The 25,054-nt window shown below is 70.9% G+C and carries 28 protein-coding genes and 3 tRNA genes; 17 read left to right on the top strand and 14 right to left on the bottom strand.

The genetic code is table 11. The features are described from left to right. The first annotated feature begins 2 nt into the window (after positions 1–2). Entirely contained in the window at positions 3–1,112 is a 1,110-nt protein-coding gene (gene purM, locus AOM09_RS14020; protein ID WP_062389818.1) for a phosphoribosylformylglycinamidine cyclo-ligase, read from the top strand. 176 nt (positions 1,113–1,288) lie between these two features. On the opposite strand, the gene AOM09_RS14015 is transcribed toward purM, so the two are convergent. Both AOM09_RS14015 and AOM09_RS14010 read right to left on the bottom strand, forming a co-directional pair. After that, complete coding sequence (locus tag AOM09_RS14015; RefSeq protein ID WP_156162388.1) at positions 1,289–2,125, bottom strand: endonuclease domain-containing protein; 837 nt, start codon at positions 2,123–2,125, stop codon at positions 1,289–1,291. Positions 2,126–2,406: 281 nt separating this feature from the next. Further along, positions 2,407–2,595, bottom strand: a complete 189-nt coding sequence (locus tag AOM09_RS14010; RefSeq protein WP_062389848.1) for a DUF3073 domain-containing protein — start codon at positions 2,593–2,595, stop codon at positions 2,407–2,409. Between the two features lie 322 nt (positions 2,596–2,917). On the opposite strand from AOM09_RS14010, the gene AOM09_RS14005 reads away from it, so the two are divergent. The 3 genes from AOM09_RS14005 to AOM09_RS13995 all read left to right on the top strand — a co-directional run bounded on the left by AOM09_RS14005 (position 2,918) and on the right by AOM09_RS13995 (position 4,740). Next, entirely contained in the window at positions 2,918–3,115 is a 198-nt protein-coding gene (locus tag AOM09_RS14005) for a BldC family transcriptional regulator (protein ID WP_062300250.1), read from the top strand. 156 nt (positions 3,116–3,271) lie between these two features. Beyond that, positions 3,272–3,799, top strand: coding sequence for a methylated-DNA--[protein]-cysteine S-methyltransferase (locus AOM09_RS14000; RefSeq protein WP_062389812.1), 528 nt, complete (start codon positions 3,272–3,274; stop codon positions 3,797–3,799). Continuing rightward, positions 3,775–4,740 (top strand): DMT family transporter, encoded by a 966-nt coding sequence (locus AOM09_RS13995; protein WP_062389809.1) that lies wholly within the window; start codon positions 3,775–3,777, stop codon positions 4,738–4,740. Before AOM09_RS14000 ends, AOM09_RS13995 begins: the two co-directional genes overlap by 25 nt. A gap of 9 nt (positions 4,741–4,749) precedes the next feature. Here AOM09_RS13995 and AOM09_RS13990 read toward each other — a convergent pair whose 3' ends face one another. Beyond that, on the bottom strand, positions 4,750–5,139 hold the full coding sequence (locus AOM09_RS13990) for a phage holin family protein (RefSeq protein WP_062389805.1): 390 nt from the start codon (positions 5,137–5,139) through the stop codon (positions 4,750–4,752). A 103-nt stretch (positions 5,140–5,242) separates the two neighbouring features. Here AOM09_RS13990 and AOM09_RS13985 point away from each other — a divergent pair, with 103 nt between their 5' ends. Next, positions 5,243–6,196: a nucleoside hydrolase gene (locus AOM09_RS13985; RefSeq protein ID WP_062389802.1), complete on the top strand. Its 954-nt coding sequence runs from the start codon at positions 5,243–5,245 to the stop codon at positions 6,194–6,196. Positions 6,197–6,247: 51 nt separating this feature from the next. On the opposite strand, the gene AOM09_RS13980 is transcribed toward AOM09_RS13985, so the two are convergent. The 3 genes from AOM09_RS13980 to AOM09_RS13970 all read right to left on the bottom strand — a co-directional run bounded on the left by AOM09_RS13980 (position 6,248) and on the right by AOM09_RS13970 (position 6,590). Beyond that, positions 6,248–6,320: transfer RNA gene (locus tag AOM09_RS13980), tRNA-Phe, on the bottom strand. 63 nt (positions 6,321–6,383) lie between these two features. Continuing rightward, positions 6,384–6,457 (bottom strand) — tRNA-Asp (locus tag AOM09_RS13975). Positions 6,458–6,517: 60 nt separating this feature from the next. Further along, positions 6,518–6,590: transfer RNA gene (locus AOM09_RS13970), tRNA-Glu, on the bottom strand. Between the two features lie 138 nt (positions 6,591–6,728). On the opposite strand from AOM09_RS13970, the gene AOM09_RS13965 reads away from it, so the two are divergent. Continuing rightward, entirely contained in the window at positions 6,729–7,079 is a 351-nt protein-coding gene (locus tag AOM09_RS13965; RefSeq protein ID WP_062389845.1) for a metallopeptidase family protein, read from the top strand. Here the strand turns inward: AOM09_RS13965 and AOM09_RS13960 are convergent. From AOM09_RS13960 to galK, 4 genes are all read right to left on the bottom strand, one after another. Further along, complete coding sequence (locus AOM09_RS13960; protein WP_062389799.1) at positions 7,076–7,291, bottom strand: hypothetical protein; 216 nt, start codon at positions 7,289–7,291, stop codon at positions 7,076–7,078. The two genes, AOM09_RS13965 and AOM09_RS13960, sit on opposite strands and share 4 nt — an antisense overlap. Positions 7,292–7,382: 91 nt before the next feature. Further along, positions 7,383–8,738: a uracil-xanthine permease family protein gene (locus tag AOM09_RS13955; protein ID WP_062389796.1), complete on the bottom strand. Its 1,356-nt coding sequence runs from the start codon at positions 8,736–8,738 to the stop codon at positions 7,383–7,385. Between the two features lie 181 nt (positions 8,739–8,919). After that, positions 8,920–9,894 carry a UDP-glucose 4-epimerase GalE gene (galE, locus tag AOM09_RS13950; protein WP_062389794.1) on the bottom strand — a complete coding sequence of 325 codons (975 nt, stop codon included), beginning with the start codon at positions 9,892–9,894 and terminating at the stop codon, positions 8,920–8,922. Positions 9,895–9,904: 10 nt separating this feature from the next. Further along, positions 9,905–11,071 (bottom strand): galactokinase, encoded by a 1,167-nt coding sequence (gene galK, locus AOM09_RS13945; RefSeq protein WP_439645002.1) that lies wholly within the window; start codon positions 11,069–11,071, stop codon positions 9,905–9,907. A gap of 314 nt (positions 11,072–11,385) precedes the next feature. On the opposite strand from galK, the gene AOM09_RS13940 reads away from it, so the two are divergent. The 7 genes from AOM09_RS13940 (at position 11,386) to AOM09_RS13910 (ending at position 20,451) form a co-directional block, all read left to right on the top strand. Next, positions 11,386–12,408 carry a LacI family DNA-binding transcriptional regulator gene (locus tag AOM09_RS13940; RefSeq protein WP_062389792.1) on the top strand — a complete coding sequence of 341 codons (1,023 nt, stop codon included), beginning with the start codon at positions 11,386–11,388 and terminating at the stop codon, positions 12,406–12,408. A 242-nt stretch (positions 12,409–12,650) separates the two neighbouring features. Beyond that, positions 12,651–13,358 (top strand): L-ribulose-5-phosphate 4-epimerase, encoded by a 708-nt coding sequence (locus tag AOM09_RS13935; protein WP_062389789.1) that lies wholly within the window; start codon positions 12,651–12,653, stop codon positions 13,356–13,358. Next, positions 13,359–14,873, top strand: a complete 1,515-nt coding sequence (gene araA, locus AOM09_RS13930; protein WP_062389786.1) for an L-arabinose isomerase — start codon at positions 13,359–13,361, stop codon at positions 14,871–14,873. It begins immediately after the preceding gene. A gap of 327 nt (positions 14,874–15,200) precedes the next feature. Beyond that, entirely contained in the window at positions 15,201–16,379 is a 1,179-nt protein-coding gene (gene chvE, locus AOM09_RS13925; protein ID WP_062389784.1) for a multiple monosaccharide ABC transporter substrate-binding protein, read from the top strand. Positions 16,380–16,463: 84 nt separating this feature from the next. Continuing rightward, the gene (gene mmsA, locus AOM09_RS13920) at positions 16,464–18,020 is read left to right on the top strand and encodes a multiple monosaccharide ABC transporter ATP-binding protein (RefSeq protein ID WP_062389781.1); all 1,557 of its coding nucleotides are present in this window, start codon (positions 16,464–16,466) and stop codon (positions 18,018–18,020) included. Then, a complete protein-coding gene (gene mmsB, locus AOM09_RS13915) occupies positions 18,017–19,195 on the top strand; it encodes a multiple monosaccharide ABC transporter permease (protein ID WP_062389778.1) in 1,179 nt (392 codons plus the stop codon). The genes mmsA and mmsB overlap by 4 nt, the downstream gene beginning before the upstream one ends. A 242-nt stretch (positions 19,196–19,437) precedes the next feature. After that, positions 19,438–20,451, top strand: coding sequence for a LacI family DNA-binding transcriptional regulator (locus AOM09_RS13910; protein ID WP_062389775.1), 1,014 nt, complete (start codon positions 19,438–19,440; stop codon positions 20,449–20,451). Here AOM09_RS13910 and AOM09_RS13905 read toward each other — a convergent pair. Together AOM09_RS13905 and AOM09_RS13900 are read right to left on the bottom strand one after the other, a co-directional pair. Beyond that, a complete protein-coding gene (locus tag AOM09_RS13905) occupies positions 20,448–21,449 on the bottom strand; it encodes a LacI family DNA-binding transcriptional regulator (RefSeq protein ID WP_062389772.1) in 1,002 nt (333 codons plus the stop codon). The genes AOM09_RS13910 and AOM09_RS13905 overlap by 4 nt on opposite strands. A 9-nt stretch (positions 21,450–21,458) precedes the next feature. Continuing rightward, positions 21,459–22,223 carry an SDR family NAD(P)-dependent oxidoreductase gene (locus AOM09_RS13900; protein ID WP_062389769.1) on the bottom strand — a complete coding sequence of 255 codons (765 nt, stop codon included), beginning with the start codon at positions 22,221–22,223 and terminating at the stop codon, positions 21,459–21,461. A gap of 65 nt (positions 22,224–22,288) precedes the next feature. On the opposite strand from AOM09_RS13900, the gene AOM09_RS13895 reads away from it, so the two are divergent. The 4 genes from AOM09_RS13895 to AOM09_RS13880 are packed head-to-tail and all read left to right on the top strand — an operon-like array spanning position 22,289 to position 24,287. Next, positions 22,289–22,777, top strand: a complete 489-nt coding sequence (locus AOM09_RS13895; RefSeq protein ID WP_062389766.1) for a beta-class carbonic anhydrase — start codon at positions 22,289–22,291, stop codon at positions 22,775–22,777. A gap of 32 nt (positions 22,778–22,809) precedes the next feature. Next, positions 22,810–23,070, top strand: a complete 261-nt coding sequence (locus AOM09_RS13890) for a YkvA family protein (protein ID WP_062389762.1) — start codon at positions 22,810–22,812, stop codon at positions 23,068–23,070. Positions 23,071–23,085: 15 nt separating this feature from the next. Then, the gene (locus AOM09_RS13885; protein ID WP_062389759.1) at positions 23,086–23,805 is read left to right on the top strand and encodes a flavodoxin family protein; all 720 of its coding nucleotides are present in this window, start codon (positions 23,086–23,088) and stop codon (positions 23,803–23,805) included. Then, on the top strand, positions 23,802–24,287 hold the full coding sequence (locus AOM09_RS13880) for a GyrI-like domain-containing protein (protein WP_062389757.1): 486 nt from the start codon (positions 23,802–23,804) through the stop codon (positions 24,285–24,287). The genes AOM09_RS13885 and AOM09_RS13880 overlap by 4 nt, the downstream gene beginning before the upstream one ends. A gap of 10 nt (positions 24,288–24,297) precedes the next feature. Here the strand turns inward: AOM09_RS13880 and AOM09_RS13875 are convergent, their stop codons facing one another. Continuing rightward, a complete protein-coding gene (locus AOM09_RS13875; protein WP_062389754.1) occupies positions 24,298–24,558 on the bottom strand; it encodes a hypothetical protein in 261 nt (86 codons plus the stop codon). Beyond that, positions 24,555–25,046, bottom strand: a complete 492-nt coding sequence (locus AOM09_RS13870) for a hypothetical protein (protein ID WP_062389751.1) — start codon at positions 25,044–25,046, stop codon at positions 24,555–24,557. Before AOM09_RS13870 ends, AOM09_RS13875 begins: the two co-directional genes overlap by 4 nt. Positions 25,047–25,054 lie beyond the last annotated feature (8 nt).

Below are 25,054 nucleotides of genomic sequence, written 5' to 3'. Positions count from 1 at the left end.
CCATGACCGAGCCGCAGGGCATCACCTACGCCGCCGCCGGCGTCGACACCGAGGCGGGCGACAAGGCCGTCGAGCTGATGAAGGCGGCCGTCGCGCGCACGCACGGCCCCGAGGTGCTCGGGGGAGTGGGCGCGTTCGCGGGCCTCTTCGACGCCTCGGCGCTGCTGTCGTACACGCGGCCGCTGCTGGCCTCGTCGACGGACGGCGTGGGCACCAAGATCGTCATCGCGCGGGCCCTCGACATCCACGACACGATCGGCCAGGACCTGGTCGCGATGGTGGTCGACGACATCGTCGTGTGCGGCGCGAAGCCCCTGGTGATGACGGACTACATCGCGTGCGGGAAGGTGGTGCCGGAGCGCATCGCCGACATCGTCCGCGGCATCGCGGTCGGGTGCGAGATGGCCGGCGTCGCGCTCGTGGGCGGCGAGACCGCCGAGCACCCCGGCGTGATGGAGCCCGACGACTACGACGTCGCGGGCGCGGCCATCGGCGTGGTGGAGGCCGATGCGCTGCTCGGGCCGGACAAGGTGCGTGACGGGGACGTCGTGGTCGCCATGGCCTCCTCGGGCCTGCACTCGAACGGCTACTCGCTCGTGCGCTCCGTGGTGGCGCACGCCGGCTGGTCGCTCTCGACCTCGATCCCCGAGCTCGGTCGCACGGTGGGCGAGGAGCTGCTCGAGCCCACCCGGATCTACTCGCAGCTGTGCGTCTCGCTGGCGGCGTCCGTCCCCGGCCTGCGCGCGTTCTCGCACGTCACCGGCGGCGGCCTCGCGGCCAACCTCGCGCGCGTGCTGCCGCGCGGGCTCGCGGCATCCGTCGATCGCGCCGCGTGGGACCTCCCTGCGGTGTTCTCCGTGGTCCAGGCCGCGGGCAAGGTGCCGTGGAACGACCTGGAGTCGACGCTCAACATGGGCGTCGGCATGGTCGCGGTCGTCGCGCCCGAGGACGCCGATGCGATGATCGCGGCCTCCGCCGCGGCGGGCGTGCCCGCGTGGGTGCTCGGCTCCGTGTCCGCCGACGCCGGGCTCCCGGTGGGGCCGGATGTGGTGCGCGGCGCCAAGGGCGTCGACGGCGGCTCGGTGGTGCTGAGCGGGGCGTACCGGGCCTGACCGGGAGGGGCGCTGCTTGGCCCCCCCCGCTGGGCCCAACCCCGCCGCACACGCCCCGCCCCCGCCGCACGAAGTCACGGCTCAGGAGTCGTCCGATTCGTCGATGAGCGGCGAATCGGTGGCGAGCTGCTCGACATGCGTGACTTGTGCCGGGGGGAGGGGCTCGGCGCGCATCGTCACCCCTGCCGCAGGCTCCGGAGCTTGATCCAGACCTCCGCTGCGACGGCGCGGGCATCGCGCTCGACCTCGAGAGCCGTGTAGCGCCAGGTCTCATATCCGCCGAGCGAGGCCCGGCGGCCGCGCACGCGGTCGCGTGCGAAGGCCTTCCCGTCGCGGTGATAGGCCAGGCCGTCGATCTCGACCACGAGCCGACCCCCGACCAGGAAGTCGACCGTGCCGACGTCCGGCATGGACGGCTGGAACTCGAAGGGGAGGCGTGCCTGCGCGAACGCGACGCGGGCGCGGGTCTCGGCCGGAGACATCGTGCGCTGGTCCGCGTGCCTGACGAGCCAGGCGCGGCGCTTGGGAGGCGTGGAACGGAAGCCGGCGACATCGTGCGGGAGGATCAGCGATCGATGCAACGCCGCATCGACGGCGATGAGCTGGTCCATGGGTGCCAGGCAGCGGTGGGCGACGTCGAGGTCGCGCGCGACGGTGTCCGCGTGCGCCTCCGAGTCGGGGAAGTGGTGCCACAGGACGTTCTCGGGAGCGGTGAGGTTGCGACCCGAGCTGCTTCTGTAGTCCGAGCGCCCGAGGTGGACGGTTCCCTCGGTGGTGGGCACGGGCAGTTTGCGGCGCCGCAGCGCGTCGATACATGTCACCGTGCCGCGCCAGGCCACCTCGGCCTGGTGCTCGGGCTCCGCGTCGGGCGTCGAGTAGCACCCGCGTCGGATTCGGATCAACCGTCCCGAGTCGATCGCGTCACGAAGGGCGGCTCGCGCTCCGCGCCATGGCGCGATGTCCGACCAGAGCGCCGTGCCGCCGAGGGTGCGGACCACCGTCACCGGATCCATGGCGCCAGGTTCGCGAACCGCGACGGGTGGTGCGAGCCTCGCCGAGGCGGCGGGGGATGGAGGCGTGACGGGCCGGGCCTGGGGACATCACGGTGGTGCGCCGTGCGGTGTCAGTCGAGGCGTGCGTCACGAGTGCGGCGGCGCTCCGGCACAAGTCACGGCGCCCACGTGGCTCGAGTGCGGCGTGAACGGGGCGCGACGGCCGAGGTGCCCCAGATCTGTGACGTGGCGCACGGGCAGAGCGGTGCGGCAGCGGTGTAGCGCCGCGGCCGCGACGAGGATCAGTCCTCGTCGTCCGCCCAGCGGTCGTAGTACTCATCGGCGTCGTCAGACGTCGTGGCAGGGGCGGACGCGCCAGTCTCGTGGCTGGTCAGCTCGCGCTCGAGCTCACGGAGGTCTCCACCGTGGTTCGTGTACTTGAGCTGACGAGCGATCTTCGCGTCCTTAGCCTTCTGACGGCCTCGCCCCATGTCGCGGTCCCTCCCGGTCCCGGGCGCCACTGTGTGCGGGCGCCGCCTCGTCGTTCGTGGCCTACTTTACAACGCGTGTCCAGCACGTTGCGACCGTCCTCGTGCCGGTCGCGGCCGGGCGGTCGCCGGCTGTGACCGATCCCCGTCGCAACCCCCCTGCGTGATGCGCGTCACACGAGTCAAGCGCGACACGCCGAGCGTGTCACAATGTGGAAATTACGGAAACATTGACCTTTCGCCGTCATAATCGCAATCGTCGAACGTCTCATCGCACACAGAGCCTCCCCGAGGCGCTTCGACACTGACTGAGGGAACTACCACCATGACTGACACTGTCCAGGAGCCTGAGAAGCTGCTTACGCCGTCCGAGGTCGCCGCGATCTTCCGCGTCGACCCCAAGACGGTCACGCGGTGGGCCAAGGTCGGCAAGCTGAGCTCGATCCGCACGCTCGGCGGCCACCGTCGCTTCCGCGAGGCCGAGGTCCAGGCCCTCCTCGCGGCCGCGCAGGAAGGCCGCTAGGCCTCGAGCCTTCGGAGAGCGCTCTCCGACCGGAGAGCGTTGTTGCCGCACGATGCCGTGCGGAGATTGGCCGCGGGCTGAGGCGGCATCCGAGGTGAGGACGCCGTGTCCGATGGTCGCGCGCTCCTTGTCGGAGGGGCGTCGTAGCCTTCAGGCATGAACGCGACACCGCTCACCGGGGCGTCCTTCGCGACGCCGTTCGGGACGCTCGCCGTGCTCGTCACGCCGGAGGACGGCGTGGTGCGCTCGTCGGGCTTCAGCACGATGCGCGACACGCTCGCCGCGCTGCCCGCACCGGTGCAGGCGCGCGGCTGGGTCGAGGGCGCCCTCCCGCACGTGAGCGCGGCGATCGCCGCGTGGCTCGAGGGGGACGGCGACGCGATCACCGAGGTGCCCGTCGCGCAGGCGGGCGGGCCCTTCTTCCAGGAGCTGTGGGCGCAGCTGCGCACGGTCCCCTCGGGAGCGGTCGTCAGCTATCAGGAGCTCGCGACGATGGCCGGACGGCCGCGCGCGATGCGTGCGGCGGGGACCGCGTGCGCGCGCAACACCATCGCGCCGTTCGTGCCCTGCCATCGGGTGGTGCAGTCCGGCGGCCGCCTGGGAAGCTACGGCTTCGGAGGCACGGACATCAAGGAGGCGATGCTCGCGCTCGAGGGCGCATGGCCGCCGCCTGGGCAGGCATGACCGCGGCACCGGCCCGCGCGTGGGTGCCGGCGTTCATCGTCGCCGCCGTGTCGTGGGGATCGAGCTTCCTGTTCATCTCGCTCGCGCTCCGTGGGCTCTCGCCCGTTCAGGTCGGTTTCGGGCGGGTGCTGGTCGGGGCAGCCGTGCTGTGGGGGATGCTCCTCGTCACCCGCCATCGGCCGTGCCTCACCACGCGTGACGTCATCAGCATCGGTGTGGCCGCGCTCGGGCTGTCGACGGTGCCGTTCGTGCTCATCCCGCTCGCGCAGCAGCACATCACCTCGATCCTCGCGAGCCTGCTCAACGCGACCGTGCCGCTGTGGACCGCGCTGTTCGTCGCCCTGCTCATCCCGCATGAGCGCGCGAGCCGCGCGCAGGTCGTGGGCCTGGTGGTCGGCGCATTGGGCATCGGCGTGCTCCTGGGCGCGTGGGACATCGACGGCATCCCGGTCGTCGGTGCGGCGCTCATGCTCGCCGCGACCGCGTGCTACGGCATCGGCTCGACCATGTCGCGCATGCTGCTCGCGCGCGTCGACGAGGGCCCTACCGCGCTGTCGGCGGTCCAGATAGCGATCTCGGCGGCGCTGCTGCTGCCGTTCGCCGTGGTCGCGCCCGCGCCGGAGGCGGACGCGCTGGCGCTGGGATCCGCGGCGCTGTGGGGGCTGCTCGCTCTCGGGGTCCTGGGCACCAGCTTCACGTACGTGCTGTTCTGGAAGGTGGTGAAGCTCGCGGGCGCGACCACGGCCGCGTCGGTCACCTATGTGGTGCCGGTCGTGGCGACCGTCCTGGGCATCCTGGTGCTCCACGAGGAGCTGCGATGGCATGAGCCCGTCGGTGCGATCGTGGTGCTCGTGGGCGTGTGGCTCGCCCAGCGCACGCCGCGACCCGGAACGCGGCGGGGCGCGACGCCCGCGCTCGAGCCGGGGGAGCTGACCGGGTAGCCCTGCCGGTCAGGAGTCCGTGGAGATCCCCATGGTCGACTTGATCGTGTCGATCTGCTCGTGAGGCGTGAGGTCCTTGTTCTTCTTGATGAGCGCGTTGCCCACCAGCACGAGGATCAGCACGATGAGCAGGATCGCGCCGCCCACGGTGAGGGCCGCGAGCCACGCCGGCCAGACGGTGGCGAGGCCGAGGATCGCGGCGGCGATGAAGACGCCCACCATGAAGAACGCGAAGACCCCGGCGCCGATGTAGAGCCCGATGCCCACGCCGATCTTCTTGAGCTTGCCGGCGATCTCCTGCTTGGCCTTCTCGAGCTCGGTCTTGATGACCGTTGCGATGCGACCGACCAGGCCGGCGACGATCGCGTTGACGAAGTATCGGCCGAAGTTGTCGGACATGCAGCACCTCCACTGGGATTGTCCCTAGTCAATCCTGTATCGGCAGGTGTCCGCAAATGAATGAGGGTGGCGACGTGCGGGGCGGCTCGCTACGGTCGGCGGCATGACGCTTCCCGGCCACCGCGCGGTGCCCCTCGTGATCGACACCGACACCGCATCCGACGACTGCTTCGCGCTCCTGCTCGCGCTGCTCGACCCGCGCGCGGACCTGCGCGCGATCACCATCGCTCAGGGCAACGTCAGCTTCGACCAGCAGGTGCACAACGCCTTCCTGGTCCTCGAGGTGGCGGGTCGCCTGGGCGAGGTGCCGGTGCACCTCGGCGAGCGCGAGGGGCTCGCGGGCGGGTGGATCGGCGCGGAGGACGTGCACGGCGACGGCGTCGGCGGCCAGCGGCGCCTCAACGACGCCGAACCCGAGGCCGAGCACGCCGTCGATGCCCTGGTGCGCCTCACGCGGGAGGCGCCCGGCGAGCTGAGCATCGTCGCCATCGGACCGCTCACCAACATCGCTCGTGCGATCGAGCGGGATCCCGGCTTCGCCGCGCGGGTGGGCGAGCTCATCGTCATGGGAGGGTCGCTCGACGGGGTCGGCAACATCACGCCGCACGCCGAGTACAACATCTACGCCGACGTCGAGGCGGCGGTCGCGGTCGTGGCGGCGGGCTTCCCGCGGCTGCGCTTCGTGACGTGGTCCCCGGTGACCCTCCGCGACGGGGTGGTCGACGCCGCCCGGGTCGAGGAGATCCGCGCGCTCGGCACGCGCCGCGCCGACTTCTTCGTGCGCGCGAACCAGGCGCCCTTCGACTTCGACACGGCGCACGGCGTGGGTGGGTCCACGCACCCGGACACGCTCGCGGTGCTCGCGGCGATCGATCCCGCGGTCGCGGTCGAGGAGCGCCCCTTCGAGGTCGCCGTGGTGCTCGCGGGGGAGCGGCGGGGCGCGACGGACTTCACACCGGTGGACGATGCACGGGGCGCGGCATGCACGGCCATCACGGTCGCCGACGGCCCGCGGCTGTTCGCGGCGCTGCGGGACGTCCTGGCGACCGCGGGGTGACCCGAGGATGACAGAAGCCCCGGAGGTGATCCTCCGGGGCTTCATCTGACGTGGCTCCGACGGGCGTCGATCCCGTGACCTCACGATTTTCAGTCGTGCGCTCTACCAACTGAGCTACAGAGCCTTGGCGCAGGGGCGTCCCCCCACTGAGACGAAAGCCCCTCCGTGAGAAGGGGCTCGCGCAACGCGACCCTGACGGGACTTGAACCCGCGACCTCCGCCGTGACAGGGCGGCGCGCTAACCAACTGCGCTACAGGGCCTTGATCTCGCTGACTGCGAGCAAGACGTATGAAGTTTAGTACATCTTCGGAGCGACTCCGTACCCCCAACGGGATTCGAACCCGTGCTACCGCCGTGAAAGGGCGGCGTCCTAGGCCGCTAGACGATGAGGGCTCGCATCCACGCTAGGAATCCTTGCGTCGAGGCCTAGAAAACTATAGGGGTAACGGAGCAAAAAATCCAATCGAACGTCTGCCAGGGACGATGTGGTGGTCGGGGCGGCGTGGCCGCTCGCCGTGGGAGCATCGCACCATGGTGGAGATGACCCGCGAGGAGTTCGAGAAGGCCGTCGAGGACGCGATCGACGCGGTGCCGGGCGAGCTGCTCGACCTCATCGACAACTGCGTGATCCTGATCGAGGACGAGCCCGAGGGCGACGACAAGGACCTCCTGGGGCTCTACGACGGCGTCGCGCTCACGGAGCGGGGCGACCTCTGGGGCGGCGAGCTCCCGGACCGCATCCTCATCTACATGAACCCCACGCTGCGCATGTGCGAGGACGAGGACGATGTCCGCGACGAGGTCGCGATCACCGTGGTCCACGAGATCGCGCACCACTTCGGCATCGACGATGAGCGCCTGCACGCGCTCGGCTGGGGTTAGCCCGCGGGCACCCACCCCTGACGCTCGGCGTCGTGCAGGAACTTGGCCAGCACCGCGTGTGCCTCGGCCTCCGACTCGCACGCCTCGTAGCCGACGTGCGCGGGGAGGTCGGGCTGGGCCGTGTCGGTGGTCGTCACGACGATCGTGCAACCGTCGTCCTCGACGGCGAACGTGCGCACCTGGGTGCCGTGCGCGAGCGAGACGGGGTCCATGCCTTCAGGCTAAACCGCGCATCGTCCCGCCGCCGGGGACGACGATGCCCCGGCCGCGCCCTGCCAGGGCGACCGGGGCATCGTCCGCGGGTCAGTCCTCGTCGCCCTCGATGAAGGCGGGGGAGGCGACGGCGTGGGTGCCGGCGCGACGGCCGATCCAGCCGAGGCCGTGGTAGATCGCGAGCGCCGCGAGGGCGCCGAGCGCGATGCCGTTGAAGACCATCGTGCCGGCGGTCGCGGTGAAGTCCGCGGTGCCGACGATGAGCGCGACCGCGGCGGTCACCAGGTTGACCGGGTTGGTGAAGTCGACCTTGTTCTCGACCCAGATGCGCGCGCCGAGCACGGCGATGAGACCGAACAGCAGGACCGAGAGCCCGCCGAGGATGCCGACCGGGATCACGGCGACCATCGCGCCGAACTTGGGCACGAGGCTGAGCAGCAGCGCGACCACGGCGGCGGCCCAGTAGGCGAGCGTGGAGTAGACGCGGGTCGCGGCCATGACGCCGATGTTCTCGGCGTACGTGGTGGTGCCCGAGCCGCCGCCGAGGCCGGCGACGATGGTCGCGGCGCCGTCGGCGAGAAGCGCGCGGCCGGTCTCGGGGTCGAGGTCGCGGTCGGTCATCGCGGACACCGACTTGAGGTGGCCGATGTTCTCCGCGATGAGGATGATCACCACGGGCACGAAGGCGACCAGCACGCTGCCGTCGAAGGTCGGGGTGTGCCATTCGGGGATGCCGAACCAGGAGGCGGCCTTGATGTGGTCGACGGCGGTCTGGCCCGCGAGGGTGTCGATCGGGGTGGTCCACTCGCCGCGCAGCGCCGAGAAGATGCCGCCGATCACGGCGCCGAACAGGATCGCGATGCGCGAGAGGAAGCCCTTGAACGCGACCATCGCGATGAGCGTCGCGGCCAGCGTCACGAGCGCGGTCCACGGGCTCGCGGACCATTGGCTCTTCGCGGCGCCCGCGAGGTTGAGCCCGATGAGCGCGACGACGGCGCCGGTGACCACGGGCGGCATCGAGCGGTCGATCCAGCCCGAGCCGAAGCGCGACACGATGAGGCCCACCAGCGCGAGCAGGATGCCCGCGAGCAGGATGCCGCCCAGGCCCTTCGCGATGGTCGCGCCGTCGAGCGGGCCGTTCGCGGAGGTGACGCCGGCCGCGGCGAGCGGCGCGATGAAGGCGAAGCTCGAGCCCAGGTAGCTGGGCACGCGGTTGCGGGTGATGGTGAGGAACAACGCGGTGCCGATCGCGCTGAAGAACATCGTGGTCGAGGCCGGCATACCGGTGAGGGCGGGCACCAGCAGGGTCGAGCCCATCATCGCGAGCACGTGCTGCGCGCCGATGCCGATGGTGCGGGGGTAGGTGAGGCGCTCGTCGGGGGCGACGGCCTTGCCCGGGGCGGCGTGCTTGCCGTCCCCATGCAGCGTCCAGCTGAACATGCTCATGGTTCTCCTTGATGCGGGGGGACTGCCGTGAAACCTACTGGGCGCCCGGGCGCGCCGATGCACCCCTCCACACGGTCGGCGCCTACACGGGCTCCTGCGATGCATCTTCGCGCGTCAGACGGCGCGATGCGTGGGGGAGTGCAGAATCCGTGTGGAGGGGTGCAGGGGAGGGCAGCGCGGCTCAGGCCTTCGGGTGCGAGGCCCAGGCGCTGTCGACCATCTCCTGGACCGAGTAGCGCATCGCCCACGCGAGGTCGCGCGTCGCGAGCGTGCCGTCGGCGACGATGCTCGCGGGGTCGCCCGGGCGGCGCGGGCCCTCGACGGGGGCCTTGTCGGTGCCCGTGGCGGCGACCATCGCGTCGACGATCTGCCGCACCGACGTGCCCGAGCCGGAGCCGAGGTTGTAGACGGGCTCGAGCGCGTCGCCCGCGTCGAGGCGCTGCGCGGCCACCACGTGGGCGGCGGCGAGGTCGCTCACGTGCACGTAGTCGCGCACGCAGGTGCCGTCGGGGGTCGGGTAGTCGGTGCCGTTGATCTGCGGCGCCTTGCCGGACTCGATCGCGAAGAACACCTTCGGGAAGAGGTTGTGGGGCGAGGCGTCGTAGATGTCCGCGTAGCCGGAGCCGACCACGTTGAAGTAGCGCAGGCTGGTCGCGGCGAGCGGGGCGCCGGCCATGGTGGTCGCGACCACCTGGTCGCGGATCAGCCACTCGCCGATGAGCTTCGACTCGCCGTACGGCGACTCGGGCGTGGTCGGGGTCGTCTCCGTCACCACGGGCTCGCCGGTGTTGCCGTACACGCCGGCCGAGGACGAGAAGACGAGGCGGCGCACGCCCTCGCGCTCCATGGCCTCGAGCAGCGCGCGCGTGCCGTCGACGTTGGCCTTGTAGTTGACCAGGGGGAAGCGCACGGACTCGCCCGCGTACTTGTAGCCCGCGCAGTGGATGACGCCCACGACGCCGTGCTCGGCGAGGAAGGCGGCGACCGCATCGGTCTCGAGGATCGAGGCGTGCAGGAAGGGCACGCCCTCGGGCACGAAGGCCTCGATGCCGCTCGAGAGGTCGTCGATCACGACCGGCGTGATCCCCGCGTCGATGAGCGAGCGGACCACGTGGGAGCCGATGTAGCCGGCGCCGCCGGTGACAAGCCAGGACATGTGTCTCCTTCTAGATGTCGCGGTGCGCGCCCGCGGCGGGGTTGACGACGAAGATGATGGGGGCGGTGAAGCCGGACTCGGCGAACGCGGCCTCGACGGCGGCGCCCACCTCCTCGGCGCGGCCCGCGTCCACGAGCGCGATGGCCGCGCCGCCGAAGCCGCCGCCGGTCATGCGGGCGCCCACGGCGCCGTTGATGAGCGCGGTCTCGACCGCGAGGTCGAGCTCGGGGCACGAGATCTCGAAGTCGTCGCGCATCGAGGCGTGGGACTGCACCAGCAGGTCGCCGATGGCGCGCGGGCCGTCCTGCTGGACCACCTCCGCGGTGCGCGCGACGCGCGCGTTCTCGGTGACCACGTGCTTGACGCGACGGAAGGTCACGTCGTCGAGCGTCTCCGCGGCGCGCGGGAGGTCCGCCTCGGTGAGGTCGCGGAGCGAGGGCACGCCCATCGCGGCGGCGCCGTCCTCGCACGAGCGGCGGCGCTCGCCGTAGCCGCCGGTCGCGTGCTCGTGGTGCACGCGCGTGTCGATGACGAGCAGCTCGAGGTCCTCGTCGGCGAAGTGCAGTGCGACGGGCTCGGCCGTCTCGGCGCGCACGTCGATGAGGACGGCGTGCCCGGGCTCGCCCATGAGCGAGGCGGTCTGGTCCATGTTGCCCGTCGGCGCGCCCACGGCGCCGTTCTCCGCGAGCTGGCAGATGGAGATGAGCTCGCGGCGGGTGAGGCCCAGCTCCCACTCGTCGTTGATCGCGAGGGCGACCGCGCACTCGATGGCGGCGGACGAGGACAGGCCGGCGCCCAGCGGCACGTCGGATGCGAGCATGATGTCGAAGCCGGCGCGCCCCTCGAGGCGCACCCCGCGCTCGCGCATCGCCCACACCACGCCGAAGACGTAGGCGCTCCATCCGTCGAAGTCGTCGGGGGAGAGGGCGTCGAGCGAGGCCTGCGCGGGCTCGGGCATCGCGCCGGAGTGGACGGTGAGGAGCCGGTCCTCGCGGCCGCCCACGGCCGCCCACGTGCGCCGCTCGATCGCGAAGGGGAAGACAAGGCCGTCGTTGTAGTCGGTGTGCTCACCGATGAGGTTGGCGCGGCCGGGGGCCGACCACACGCCGTCGGGGCGCCGCCCGTAGCGGTCCTCGAAGTCGCGGGCGGTGGACTCGGGCGAGGGGATGTCGATCACGGTTCCTCCACGGATGGCTGTCGGCGCGGGCGTCCGCGTCCCATGCTCCCACGCGCCTCAGGAGGCTGCGAGGGCGCGAGGGCTCGGTCTCCCGGCTTGTGTGAGCGTCAACATGTTATCGTCAACATGGCGGATCGGGTGCAGGACGGTGGTCCTCGCCCGCGGAGGCGTCGCCGCGCATCGTCCCGGTGGGGACCGATGCGACCGGCGGCACCGACCGGCGGCGCCGACCGGCGGCCCGGACGCGGCGTCCGCCGCCGCGCCGGGACCGTCCGCCCGCGGCAGGGACGATGCGGTCGGCTACCCTGGCCGCCATGACACCGGAGCGTCCCGCGCCCTTGGCCAAGCAGGGCCGCGGGCCGAGCATGCACGACGTCGCCGCGCGCGCCGGCGTGTCCCATCAGACCGTGTCGAGGGTCCTCAACGACTTCCCTGGCATCCGCCCCGAGACGCGCGAGCGTGTGCTGACCGCGATCCGCGAGCTCGGCTACCGGCGCAACATGGCCGCGCGCGCGCTCGCGACCGGGCGCTCCGAGGTCATCGGCGTGATCATGCCCGAGGTCCCGCACTTCGGCCCCACGAGCACCCTCTACGCGATCGAGCACGCCGCCAAGCAGGTGGGCTTCAAGCCGCTCATCACCACCGCCTCGTGGGACTCGGAGTCGATGGGGGAGGCGCTCGACTTCCTGCTCGGGCGCGCGGTCGACGCGCTCGTGGTGATGGCGCAGCACCCCGATGTGCTCGCGGCGGTCGACGCGATCACCGACGTGCCGGTGCTGTTCGTGCTCACGGGGAACTCGCACGGCGCTCGCTCGGTGGCCGTCGATCAGGTCAAGGGCACGCGGCTCGCGCTCGACCACCTCTACTCGCTGGGCCACCGCCGCTTCCAGCACGTCACGGGCATCGCCGGGCTCACCGAGGCCCAGCTGCGGCGCGACACGTTCCTCGCCTTCCTCGACGAGCACGGGCTCGAGCGGCTCCCCGTGCTCGAGGGCGACTGGAGCGCCGACGCGGGCTATCGCGCGGGGCTGCAGGTCGCGGACGGCGTGACGGCGCTGTTCGTCGCGAACGACCCGATGGCGATCGGCGCGATCCATGCGCTCGAGGAGCGCGGCCTGAGCGTCCCGCGCGACGTCTCGGTGGTGGGCTTCGACGACGTCCCGGAGTCCGCGTACGCGCACCCCGGCCTCACCACCGTGCACCAGGACTTCACCGAGGTCGGGCTGCGCGCGGTCTCGCTGGTGTTCGCCGCGATCAACGGCAAGGAGCCCGACGTCGGCGAGGCCGTCGAGCCGTGGCTGGTGGTCCGCGACTCCACGGGGCCCGTGCGGTCCTGACCTCCTGCGGGTGAGGACGATGCGGTCCTCGGCTAGCGTGGACAGCGGCCGCGCGACACGCGGCCGCGTCGGGACCAACGACCCCGGTCCGAGGCGCTGCAGCCGGTATGTTAACGTTAAAACCAGCCATCCTCTCCGCACGGCAAAGGGGCCAACCAGGTGGATCGACGGGACGCGAGCCCGGGTCGCCTGAGGCCTGCCGCCACGAGAAGGCATGGACCTCTGAGGAAGGAGTCCCACCCGTGACCAGCTTCACGCCCGAGCAGGTGTCGGCGATCCGAGCGAGCCGCGAGAAGGTCGCGCGTCTGCACGGCGAGCTCACGCGCTACAACCTGGTGGTCTGGACCGCCGGCAACGTGTCGGAGCGCGTGCCCGGCACCCAGCACTTCGTCATCAAGCCGTCCGGCGTCGACTACGACGACCTCTCGGCGGACAACATGATCCTGTGCGACCTCGACGGCAACGTCGTCCCCGGCTCGCCGGGCTCCGACCGCAGCCCTTCCTCCGACACGGCCGCGCACGCCTACGTCTACCGCGCGATGCCGCACGTGGGCGGCGTGGTCCACACCCACTCGACCTACGCGACCGCGTGGGCCGCGCGCAACGAGCCCATCCCGTGCCACATCACCGGCATGGCGGACGAATTCGGCGGCGAGATCCCCGTGGGCCCGTTCGCGATCATCGGCGACGACTCGATCGGCCGCGGCATCGTCTCGACCCTCGAGGGCCACCGGTCGCGCGCCGTGCTCATGGCGAACCACGGCGTCTTCACCATCGGCAAGGACGCGCGCGACGCCGTCAAGGCGGCCGTCATGTGCGAGGACGTCGCCAAGACCACCCACATCGCCCGCCAGGGCGGTGCGCTCGTCGACATCCCGGAGGGGAAGATCGACGCGCTCTTCGACCGCTATCAGAACGTCTACGGACAGAAGCCCCAGGGAGGCATGTAAGTGACCAGCATCGTTCCGAACCTCGCCGACTACGAGGTCTGGTTCCTCACCGGGTCCCAGACCCTCTACGGCGACGAGGTCCTCAAGCAGGTCGCCGACCAGTCGACCGAGGTGGTCGAGACCCTGAAGGCCTCCGGCGACATCCCCGCGACGGTCGTGTGGAAGCCCGTGGTGAAGAACCGCGACGAGATCCTCGAGACCATCATGGCCGCGAACGCGGACCCGAAGGTCATCGGCGTCATCACCTGGATGCACACCTTCTCCCCGGCGAAGATGTGGATCGCGGGCCTCAACGCGCTGCAGAAGCCGCTGCTCCACCTCGCCACCCAGGCGAACCTCGAGCTGCCGTGGTCGACCATCGACTTCGACTTCATGAACCTCAACCAGGCGGCGCACGGCGACCGTGAGTACGCGTACATCGAGTCGCGCATGAACGTCGCCCGCACCACCGTGGTCGGCCACCCGTCGACGCCGGCCGTCTCCGCGCGCATCGGCGTGTGGTCGCGCGCCGCCGCCGGCGCGCTCGCCGCGAAGAACCTCAAGGTCGCGCGCTTCGGTGACAACATGCGCTTCGTCGCGGTCACCGAGGGTGACAAGACGGAGGCCGAGATCAAGCTCGGCGCCCAGATCAACACGTGGGGCGTCAACGAGCTCGCGGACCGCGTCGCGGCGGTGTCCGAGGCGGACGTGGACGCGATGGTCGACACCTACCTCGCCGAGTACGAGGTGGTCCCGGAGCTGCTCAAGGGCGGCGAACGTCACGCGTCGCTGCGCGATGCGGCCGCGATCGAGGTCGCGCTGCGCGCGTTCCTGGTCGAGGGCGGCTTCGGCGCGTTCACCGACACGTTCGAGGACCTCGGCGAGCTCAAGCAGCTGCCCGGCCTCGCGGTCCAGCGCCTCATGGCCGACGGCTACGGCTTCGGCGCCGAGGGCGACTGGAAGACCGCGATCCTGGTGCACCTGTGCGCCGTCATGGGCGCGGGCCTGCCCGGCGGCTCCTCGCTCATGGAGGACTACACGTACCACCTGGTGCCCGGCGAGGAGCTCTCGCTCGGCGCGCACATGCTCGAGGTGAACCCGGCGCTGTCGTCGAAGAAGGCGCGCCTGGAGATCCACCCGCTCGGCATCGGCGGCAAGGAGGACCCGGTCCGCCTGGTCTTCACCGCGGACGCCGGCGAGGCCGTCGTGGTGGCGCTGTCCGACATGCGCGACCGCTTCCGCCTGGTCGCGAACGTGGTCGACAACGTCGACCTGCCCGAGCCCATGCCGAAGCTCCCCGTGGGCCACGCGGTGTGGAAGCCCCGCCCGGACTTCACCACGGCCGTCGCGTCGTGGCTGCAGACCGGCGGCGCGCACCACACGGCCATGTCGAACCAGATCGGCATCGACGTCATCAAGGACTTCGCGAAGATGGTCGGCATCGAGCTGCTCGTCATCGACGAGGACACCACGTACGAGGGCTTCGAGCAGCAGATCCGCTGGAACAACGCCTACTACGCGATGGGCGGTCGCTGACCTCCGAGCGCTTCCAGAAGGGCCCCGATCGTGTGCGATCGGGGCCCTTCTGGCGTGCGGGCGGCATCCTCGCGGCGGACGGTCGGGAGCGACGCGTGTCCGATTCGTCCCTGGCGCCGGGGTCGGGCGCCGACGCCAAGGGCGCCTCGCGGGCGCTGGGAGCGCTCTCAGGAATACCGCAAAGTCCCTGGTAAACCATTTTAATTCAAGGTATGCATGCGTCGTGATCGCATTGTGACGGATCGGGTTTGACGTTTGTTGTGAACGCAAACACACTGTGTATCGCACGGCCCGTGACGGAGCGGGTCGGTATCTCGAGGAGGAGATATGAAGTTCAGGAAGTTCCTGGCGGCGGGCACCGGTGCGGCACTCGCCTTCACCCTCGCGGCCTGCTCGGGCGGCGGCGCGGGCACCACGGACGACAGCTCGGCTGACGCGACCACCGGTGGCGGCGACGCCCCCGCGGTCACCGAGGGCGGCACCATCGGTGTGGCCATGCCGACGCAGACCTCGGAGCGCTGGATCGCCGACGGCGACGCCGTCAAGGCCGGCCTCGAGGCCGCGGGCTACGACGTGGACCTCCAGTTCGCGAACGACGACATCCCGACGCAGTCGCAGCAGATCGACAACATGATCACCTCGGGCGTCTCCGCCCTGATCATCGCGGCGATCGACGGCACCGCGCTCGCGCAGCAGCTGCAGCAGGCGGCGGACGCCGGCATCCCGGTCATCTCGTACGACCGCCTCATCCGCGACTCGGAGAACGTCGACTTCTACGTCACGTTCGACAACTACAACGTCGGCGTGCAGCAGGCGACCTCGCTGCTCGTGGGTCTCGGCATCCTCGACGCGGACGGCGTCACGGAGACCGGCGAGACCGGCCCGTTCAACGTCGAGCTCTTCGCGGGTTCGCTGGACGACAACAACGCGCACTTCTTCTGGGCGGGCGCGATCGACACCCTGCAGCCCTTCATCGACGCGGGCACCATCGTGGTCCCCTCGGGTCAGACCGACATCGAGCAGGCCGCGACGCTGCGTTGGCAGCAGGAGACCGCGCAGAAGCGCATGGAGGACCTCCTGACCTCCACCTACACGGGTGGCGACAAGGTCCAGGGCGTGCTCTCGCCGTACGACGGCCTGTCGCGCGGCATCATCACCGCGCTGCAGAACGCGGGCTACTCCGGCACCACGGCCGACGGCTTCCCCGTCGTGACCGGCCAGGACGCCGAGATCGCCTCCGTCAAGCTCATCGCTGACGGCGTGCAGTTCTCGACGATCTTCAAGGACACCCGCAAGCTCGCGGACCAGGCCGTGACGGTCGCCCAGGCCTACCTCGCCGGCGAGGAGCCCGAGGCGAACGACACCGAGACCTACGACAACGGCGTGAAGGTCGTCCCGTCGTACCTGCTCGAGTCGGACATCGTCTACGCCGACAACATCCAGTCGCTGCTGGTTGACTCCGGCTACTGGACGGCCGAGGAAGTCGAGTCGGGCCAGGCCTCCTGATCCGACGGCGGTGCCGGTCCCTCGGGACCGGCACCGCCACCCTTCCTTGTGCAGAACCCCCTTTCCCACCCTTGGAGGTGAGACATGCCGAAGCACATCCTTGAGATGAGGAAGATCACCAAGACCTTCCCCGGCGTCAAGGCGCTCTCGGACGTCGAGCTCAGCGTGATCGACGGCGAGATTCACGGCATCTGCGGCGAGAACGGCGCAGGCAAGTCGACGCTGATGAAGGTGCTCTCGGGTGTCTACCCGCACGGCACCTACGAGGGCGACATCGTCTACGACGACGAGGTCCAGGCCTTCCACTCGATCCCTGACTCGGAGCAGAAGGGGATCGTCATCATCCACCAGGAGCTCGCGCTCATCCCCTACCTCTCGGTGGCGGAGAACATCTTCCTCGGCAACGAGCGCCGCGGGAAGAACGGCATGATCGACTGGAACCTCACCAACCACGAGGCGGCGAAGCTGCTCGAGCAGGTGGGTCTGGACGAGAACCCCATGACCCCGGTCAACCAGCTGGGCGTGGGCAAGCAGCAGCTCATCGAGATCGCGAAGGCGCTGTCCAAGGACGTGCGGCTCCTCATCCTCGACGAGCCCACCGCTGCGCTGAACGACGACGACTCCGAGCACCTGCTCGGCCTGCTGCGGGCCCTCAAGGGCCGCGGCATCACGTCGATCATGATCTCGCACAAGCTCAACGAGATCGCCGAGATCTGCGACCGCGTGACCATCATCCGTGACGGCCACACCATCGAGACCATCGACGTGACCGAGGACTCGGGGATGCAGGACCGCATCATCCGGGGCATGGTCGGCCGCGACCTCACCAGCCGCTACCCCAAGCGCGAGCACGTGGTGGGCGACGAGGTCTTCCGCGTCGAGGACTGGACCGTCTACCACCCGACCCAGCCGGGCCGCATCGTGGTCGACAACGCGTCCTTCCACGTCCGCAAGGGCGAGGTCATCGGCATCGCCGGCGTCATGGGCGCCGGCCGCACCGAGCTCGCGATGAGCCTCTTTGGCCGCGCGTACGGCCGCGACATCACCGGTCGCACGTACATGCACGGCGAGGAGGTCCAGATCCGCGACGTCTCCGAGGCCATCAAGCACGGCCTCGCGTACGCCACGGAGGACCGCAAGCGCTACGGCCTCAACCTCATCGAGGACGTCCGCCGCAACATCTCCGCGGCCGCCCTGTTCAAGCTCGCGAGGCGCGGCTGGGTCGACGGCAACAAGGAGATCAAGGTCGCGGAGGAGTACCGCGGCTCGATGAACATCAAGACGCCCTCGGTCATGCAGACCGTCGGCAACCTCTCGGGCGGCAACCAGCAGAAGGTCGTGCTGTCCAAGTGGATCTACTCGGACGCCGAGGTCATGATCCTCGACGAGCCGACGCGCGGCATCGACGTCGGCGCGAAGTACGAGATCTACACCATCATCAACCGCCTGGTGGCGGCGGGTAAGGCGGTCATCATCATCTCGTCCGAGCTCCCGGAGCTGCTCGGCACGTGCGACCGCATCTACACGCTCGCCTTCGGCGTCGTGACCGGCGAGGTGCCGGTCGCGGAGGCCACCCAGGAGAAGCTCATGACCCTGATGACTCAGGAGAAGACCAACAAGGACAAGGAGGTCCGGGCATGACCGGCACCGCGAATCTCCGGGAGCTGCTCACGCGCAACATCCGGACCAGCGGCATCTACATCGCGTTCGTCGTCATCGTCGCGCTGTTCGCGATCCTGACGGACGGGAAGCTGCTGAGCGCAGGCAACGTCACCAACCTGGTGCTGCAGTACTCGTACATCCTGATCCTCGCGATCGGCATGGTGATGGTGATCATCGCCGGGCACATCGACCTCTCGGTCGGCTCGGTGGTGGCCTTCACGGGCGCCGTGTCCGCGGTGCTCGTCATCCGCCACGGCATGCCGTGGTGGGTCGGCGTGATCGGCGCCCTCGTGGTGGGTGCCCTCATCGGCGCGTGGCAGGGCTTCTGGGTCGCGTTCGTGGGGATCCCCGCGTTCATCACGACACTGTCCGGCATGCTGCTGTTCCGCGGCCTCACGTGGCTGATCCTCAACAACATCTCGCTCTCGCCGTTCACGCCGGAGTACCAGAAGATCGCGGGCGGGTTCATCAACGGGCTGTTCGGCGGCAACGGCTTCGACGTGTTCACGCTCGTGGTCTTCGCCATCGCGGTTGCCGGCTACTGCTTCTCGGCGTACCGCACCCGTGCGGCGCGCATCGCCTACGACCAGCCGGTCGAGGCCTTCCCGCTGTTCATCGCGAAGCTGGTCGCGGTCGCCGCGATCGTGATGTGGTTCGCCTGGCAGCTCGCCAACGCGCGCGGCCTGCCCTACGTCCTCATCATCCTCGCGGTGCTCATCGTGGTGTACTCGCTCGTCACGCAGCGCACCGTGTTCGGTCGCCACGTCTACGCGATCGGTGGCAACCTCGCCGCCGCGATGCTCTCGGGTGTCAAGGTCAAGTGGGTCACCTTCGGCGTCATGCTCAACATGGGCATCCTGGCCGCCGTCGCCGGCGTCGTGTACTCCTCGCGCTCGAACGGTGCGCAGCCCGCAGCGGGCAACATGTTCGAGCTCGACGCGATCGCGGCCTGCTTCATCGGTGGCGCCGCCGTCACCGGCGGTGTGGGTCGCGTGACCGGCGCCATGGTCGGTGGTCTGGTCATGGCCACGATGTCGAACGGCATGTCGCTCATGGGCGTGGACCAGTCCATGGTCCAGATCGTCAAGGGTCTGGTCCTGCTGCTGGCCGTCGCGTTCGACGTCTACAACAAGCGCCGCGCGGGCGCTCGCTAAGCACCGCGTTCCACGAGGGGTCCCGGTCCGCCGGGGCCCCTCGTCGCGTTCCCCCTCCCTCCTCCCGGCTGGACAGCAGCAACGGATCTCGCGGCGACACGCCGCTGATGACGGGACGATGCGCGCCCAGGCCCCGCGTGTCGGGACCAGGTCCGTTGGCAGTGTCGGGAGGGCGGGAGCGCGTCGCGCGCACTGAGAGCGCTCCTAGTCCATACTCGTAGGCGAGACGAGATGAGGTACCAGTGACGAAGCTGCGGGGACGCCGGCCCACGATCGACGACGTGGCGCGGGAGGCGGGGGTCTCCCGCGGCACCGTGTCCCGGGTGCTCAACGGAGGGCACTGGGTGTCCGACGGCGCTCGGGTGCAGGTCGAGAAGGCCATCAAGTCCACGGGCTACCGCATCAACCCCCACGCGCGGTCGCTCGCGACCAGCCGCACCGGCTCGGTGGGCTTCCTGCTGACCGAGTCCTACGAGCGGTTCTTCTCCGACCCCAACTTCCTCCAGATCCTGCGGTCCTCGGCGGACGCGCTGGCGGAGCACGGCATGACGCTCGTGCTGATCATGGCGGACACGCTCGAGGAGCGACGCCGCGCCACGGAGTACCTCACCGGCGGCCACGTCGACGGCGCCCTGGTCGTGTCCTCCCACCGCGACAGCCAGGAGTTCCTGGCGGCGCTGCTCGACGCACGCCTGCCCGTGATCTCCGCGGGCATCCCGCTCGGCTTCGAGGACCAGGTCGGCTACGTCACGGCGGACGATGACGGCGGCGCCCGCGCCATCGTCGAGCGCCTCGTCGCGAGGGGCCGCACGCGCATCGTCCACATCGCGGGCCCGCAGGACACGTCGGGCGGCACGGGCCGCCTGCGCGCGTACCGGGACGTCCTGGGCGACGCGTTCGCCGAGGAGCTGGTGGTGTACGGCGACTACGGCCGCGAGTCCGGCGCGCGCGCGATGCGCGAGCTCCTCGCGCGCGAGGTCGCGTTCGACGCGGTGTTCGCGGGCAACGACCTCATGGCCGCGGGCGCGATGGACGTGCTCGCTCAGGCCGGGATCCGGGTCCCGGAGGACGTCGCGGTGGTCGGGTTCGACGATGCGCCCGCCGCGACCGCGACGACGCCGCCGCTCACCACGGTGCGTCAGCCGTTCGATCGTGTGAGCGAGGAGATGGTGCGCCTGCTGCTCGACGAGATCAACGGCCGGCCCGCGGGCCGCGTGGTCATCCCCACGCAGATAGTCGAGCGCGGCACCCTCTAGGGGCGCGGCGCGGTCGAGCCGCGCACCACCAGCTCGCACGGGATGAGCTCGGTGCCGGCGGTGGCGGGCGCGCCCGCGATGCGGTCGAGGACCGCCTCGACCAGGCGGCGACCCACCCGCGCGAAGGGCTGGCGCACGGTCGTGAGCGGGGTGGTGAGGTAGCCGGCCAGCGGGATGTCGTCGAACCCGACCACCGACAGGTCCTCGGGGATGCGCACGCCCGACTGCGCGCACGCGAGCATGAGCCCCGCCGCCATCTCGTCGTTCGCGCAGAACACGGCCGTCGCCTCGCCCGCGCGCGCGAGCTCGAGGCCGGCCGCGTGCCCGGACTCGGCGGTCCAGTCGCCTCGGAGGACGGCGGGGGCCTCGAGGCCGCGCTCGTGCAGGACGTCGCGCCACGCCTGATGGCGCGCCCGCGCGGGGATGGAGTCGGCCGGGCCCGCGAGGTGGTGCACGGTGCGGTGGCACAGGGACAGCAGGTGCTCGACCGCGAGGCGCGCACCCCCGGCGTGGTCCGAGCCGACCATCGGGAGGAGCCCGCCGAAGGTGGCGTCCGCCACCACGGCCGGCAGCCCCGACGGCAGGGCGAGCCGGCCCGCGTCCTCGATCTCGGCGCGGATGATGATGAGCCCGTCGATCGCCTGGTGCGACAGTCGCGAGGCGGCCTCCGCGACGTCCTCGTGGCCCGTGGAGTCGATGTCGAGCAGCGTCACGGTGTGGCCGGAGTCGCGGGCGGCCTGCACGACCGCCTCGACGATGCTCGACTCACCGGTGCGGGCGAGCCGATGCGCGATCACCCCGAGGGTCTCGAACGATCCGCGGCGCAGGGCGCGGGCGGCGGTGTTCGGCGTGTACCCGACGGAGTCCATCGCGGAGAGCACGCGCTGACGGGTGTCGGGGCTGACGTTGATCGAGCCGTTCGCGACCCGCGAGACGGTCTGGCTCGACACCCCCGCGAGCCGCGCGACGTCGGTCATGGACGCGCGTGACGGGCTCATGAGGGAACCCTAGTGGAGGTGCTCGCCGGTGACGGCGACCAGCGAGTCCACGAGCGCCTCGCGCAGGCGCGCGTCGTGGGCCGCCGCGGGAGCGGCCTCCGCGCGTCGTTTGTGCACGTACTGGCCGCCGCGGCGGGCGACGGGCTCGTCGGAGGTCGCCATCCACACGGGGGTGTCGGCGCCGTCGGACAGGGGCAGCACCGCGCGCGGGCCGCCCATGCGGGTGCGCACCCAGCCGGGATGCACCACGTTGATCTGCCGGTCCGTGTGGCGCGCGGCGAGCTCGAACGCGAGCATCGTGAGCAGCAGCTTCGAGTCGGCGTAGGTGCGATGCCCGTCCCAGGGCTCGGCGGGCCGCAGATCCACGAGCGGCCGGCCGGAGAGCGCCGCGTCGGAGCCGATGAAGACCATCCGGCGCGGCACCGTGAGCAGCGCGCTCAGCAGGTAGGGGGCGATCACGTTGACCTGCACGATGCGCTCGAGGCCGTCCTCGGTGAGGACCGGCCGGTCCTGGTCCCCGCCGAGCGCGGCGTTGTGCACGATCACCTCGTACGGCCCCCGGCCCCGCGCATCGTCCGCCAGGAGGCGGGTCGAGGCGAGCGAGTCGAGCCGCCCCGTCACGCCGGCGACCGCGCCGGGCACCGCCGCGAGGGCCACGTCCGTGCGCGCGGCGTCGCGGCCGTGCACCACCACCTCGTACCCGAGCGCGACCATGCGGCGCGCGATCTCAGATCCGAGGCCCTGGGCCGCACCGGTGACGAGGACGCGAGTCATGGACTCATCGTTGCAACGCGAGAGCCGCCCGGCAATAGGGTGGACCCGGACACCAGGGAGGAACCATGGGAATCGCCGACGAGCTCATCGCCAACAACCGCGACTACGCGACCTCGTACACGCCGGACCGCCCGCTGCCGCCGCGCCGCCAACTCGCAGTGGTCGCGTGCATGGACTCCCGCCTCGACGTCTTCGCGATGCTCGGCCTCGAGGTCGGCGACGCGCACATCATGAGGAACGCGGGCGGCGTCATCACGGACGACATGATCCGCTCGCTGGTCATCTCGCAGCGCAAGCTCGGCACGCGCGAGATCATCCTCATCCACCACACGGACTGCGGCGCGCTGACGTTCACCGACGACGAGCTGCGCAACCAGCTCCTCGACGAGACGGGCCTCAAGCCCACGTGGAGCCCGGAGTCCTTCCGCGACCTCGACGCGGACCTGCGCCAGTCGATGGAGCGGCTGCGGCGCAACCCGTTCCTGGTCGATTCGACCCAGGTCCGCGGCTTCGTGTTCGACGTGCACACGGGCCGGCTGCGCGAGGTCCTCTGACGGGACGCCCCCATCGGGCGCATACTGGCGCCATGTGGTGGAGCTTCTTCCAGGCGGTCAGGCGCGGCGAGCATCGGCTCGCGCCCACGACGTGGATCGCGGCCGCGGGCGCGCTGGTGTACTCGCTGTGGCCCCTCGACGTCATCCCCGACCTGCTGCTGCCCTTCGGCATCGTCGACGATCTGGGCCTCTGGGCGGTGACCCTCACGCTGGTCAACCGCGAGCGGCGGCGCTTCGAGGAGGCGTCGCGCCACGAGGTCGTGGACGTCGAGGGGACGGTCCGCCCGTCCTGACGTAGCGTCGACACCATGAGCGACTTCTCCGATCTCGCGGCCGTGGTGGTCAACTGCACGCTCAAGCCCTCGCCTGCGCTCTCCCATACGCAGGGCCTGCTCGACAACGCGATCGCGATCCTGCGCGCGCAGGGCGTCGATGTCGACGTGATCCGCGCCGCGGACCACGTCATCCCGCCCGGGGTGTACCCCGACATGACGGAGGACGTGCCGGGCGGGAACCAGGCGCGCGACGACTGGCCCGGCCTCGCATCGCGGATCCTCGCGGCGGACATCCTCATCCTCGGCACGCCCATCTGGCTCGGAGACAAGTCCTCGGTCGCGACGCGCGTGATCGAGCGCCTGTACGGGCTGTCGGGCGAGCTGGGCGAGCGCGGCCAGTACCTCTACTACGGGCGCACGGCGGGCGTGGTGGTGACGGGCAACGAGGACGGGGTCAAGCACGTCGCGATGAACGTCCTGTACTCGCTGCAGCACCTCGGCTACACGATCCCGCCCAACGCGGACGCCGGCTGGATCGGCCCGGTGGGTCCCGGCCCGTCGTACCTGGATCCCGAGAGCGGGGGACCCGAGAGCGACTTCACCCGGCGCAACACCACGTTCATGACCTGGAACCTGCTCCACGTGGCGCGGTGGCTGCGCGACTCGGGCGGCTTCCCCGCGGGCGGGAACTCGCGGCGCGAGTGGGACGCGGGGGCGCGCTTCGATCACCCCAACCCGGAGTACCGCGCGTGAGCACGGTGCACCTGCCCGCCCGCGCCTACGTGGCCGTGCCGCTCGAGGTCACGATGGAGGAGCTCCCGCATGCGGTGGGCGGCGCCTTCGACCGGGTCGCGGCGATGCTGGCGGCGCACGGCGCGCCGTCGCGCGGCGGCGTCATCCGCTACATCGCGTTCCGCCCGGCGGGTCTGCTCGACATCGAGGTGGGGCACCTGGTCGACGCGGGGGACCTCGATGGCTCGCCGATCGAGCCCGACGTGCTGCCCGAGGGGGAGTACTCGACGGTCGCGCACGACGGCCCGTACGCGCGGATCGCGTCGGTCACCGCGGCCCTGATGGACTCGTGGCCCGACGCCGGGGTGACACCCGCGACGGCGCACACGAGCACCGGCGACGACTTCGCGTGCTGGTACGAGCTCTACCTCGACATGCCGCGCATGGGCCCCGACGGGCCCGAGGGCAAGGTCGAGGTGTGCGTGCTGGTCGCGGAGGGCTGAGCGGGGCGGCTCAGGCCGCGAGGGCGAAGGCGGACCGGCCCGCCATGTCGCCCTCCTCGTCGGCCTCCCGGTAGGCGACCATGCCGCCGGGGGCCGTGCATCGTCCATCGCCGTGGTCGGCGACCTGATCGCCGACGCGCAGGTGCGTCGGCTGGTCGATGCGCCACACGAGCATGGAGTCGCCGTCCGACATCAACGCCCAGCTGCTCCCGACCTCCATGACCGTGCGCAGCAGCGGTCGGGTGCCGTGGACCAGGGGGCGGATGCTCATGGGGTCGACTGTAGACCCGTCGCGGCGGGCCCCGGAGCGGCGGCGAGCGCCGCGATCAGCGCCGACGGATCGTCCGCCGCCACGGCGACGGCCTCGCGGCCGAGGGACGATGCGGCGGCCGGGGAGAGCGCGACGAGGACGTTGGCCTCGCCCGCGTAGACCGTGCGCGCGGCGCCGGGAGGCAGCGCGTCGCTCGACGGCACGGCGCGGACCTCGACGATGCCGTCGCGCGGCACGACCACCGGCGCGCGCAGGCCGCGATGCACGGTGAGCGCGGCCGCGTCGAGCCGGAGGGGGCGGCGCACTGCGGCGACCCAGTCGACGAGCACGTACGCGATGAACGCGATCGACAGCGCCGTCACCGCGAGGGCCACGGTGCCGTTCCAGCGCGCGAGCAGCACGTGGGCGACGGGGATCTCGACGGCCGCCACCGCGGTCACGGACAGGACCAGCTGCCGCGGCAGGCCGAGCGCGTACGAGAACTCCATGCGCCAAG

It is taken from the genome of Demequina iriomotensis (assembly GCF_000971395.1).
In the GTDB taxonomy this organism is placed as follows: Bacteria; Actinomycetota; Actinomycetes; order Actinomycetales; family Demequinaceae; genus Demequina; species Demequina iriomotensis.
The sequence above is the reverse complement of the archived record's forward strand: the minus strand, read 5'-3'. Positions and strand labels throughout refer to the sequence as shown.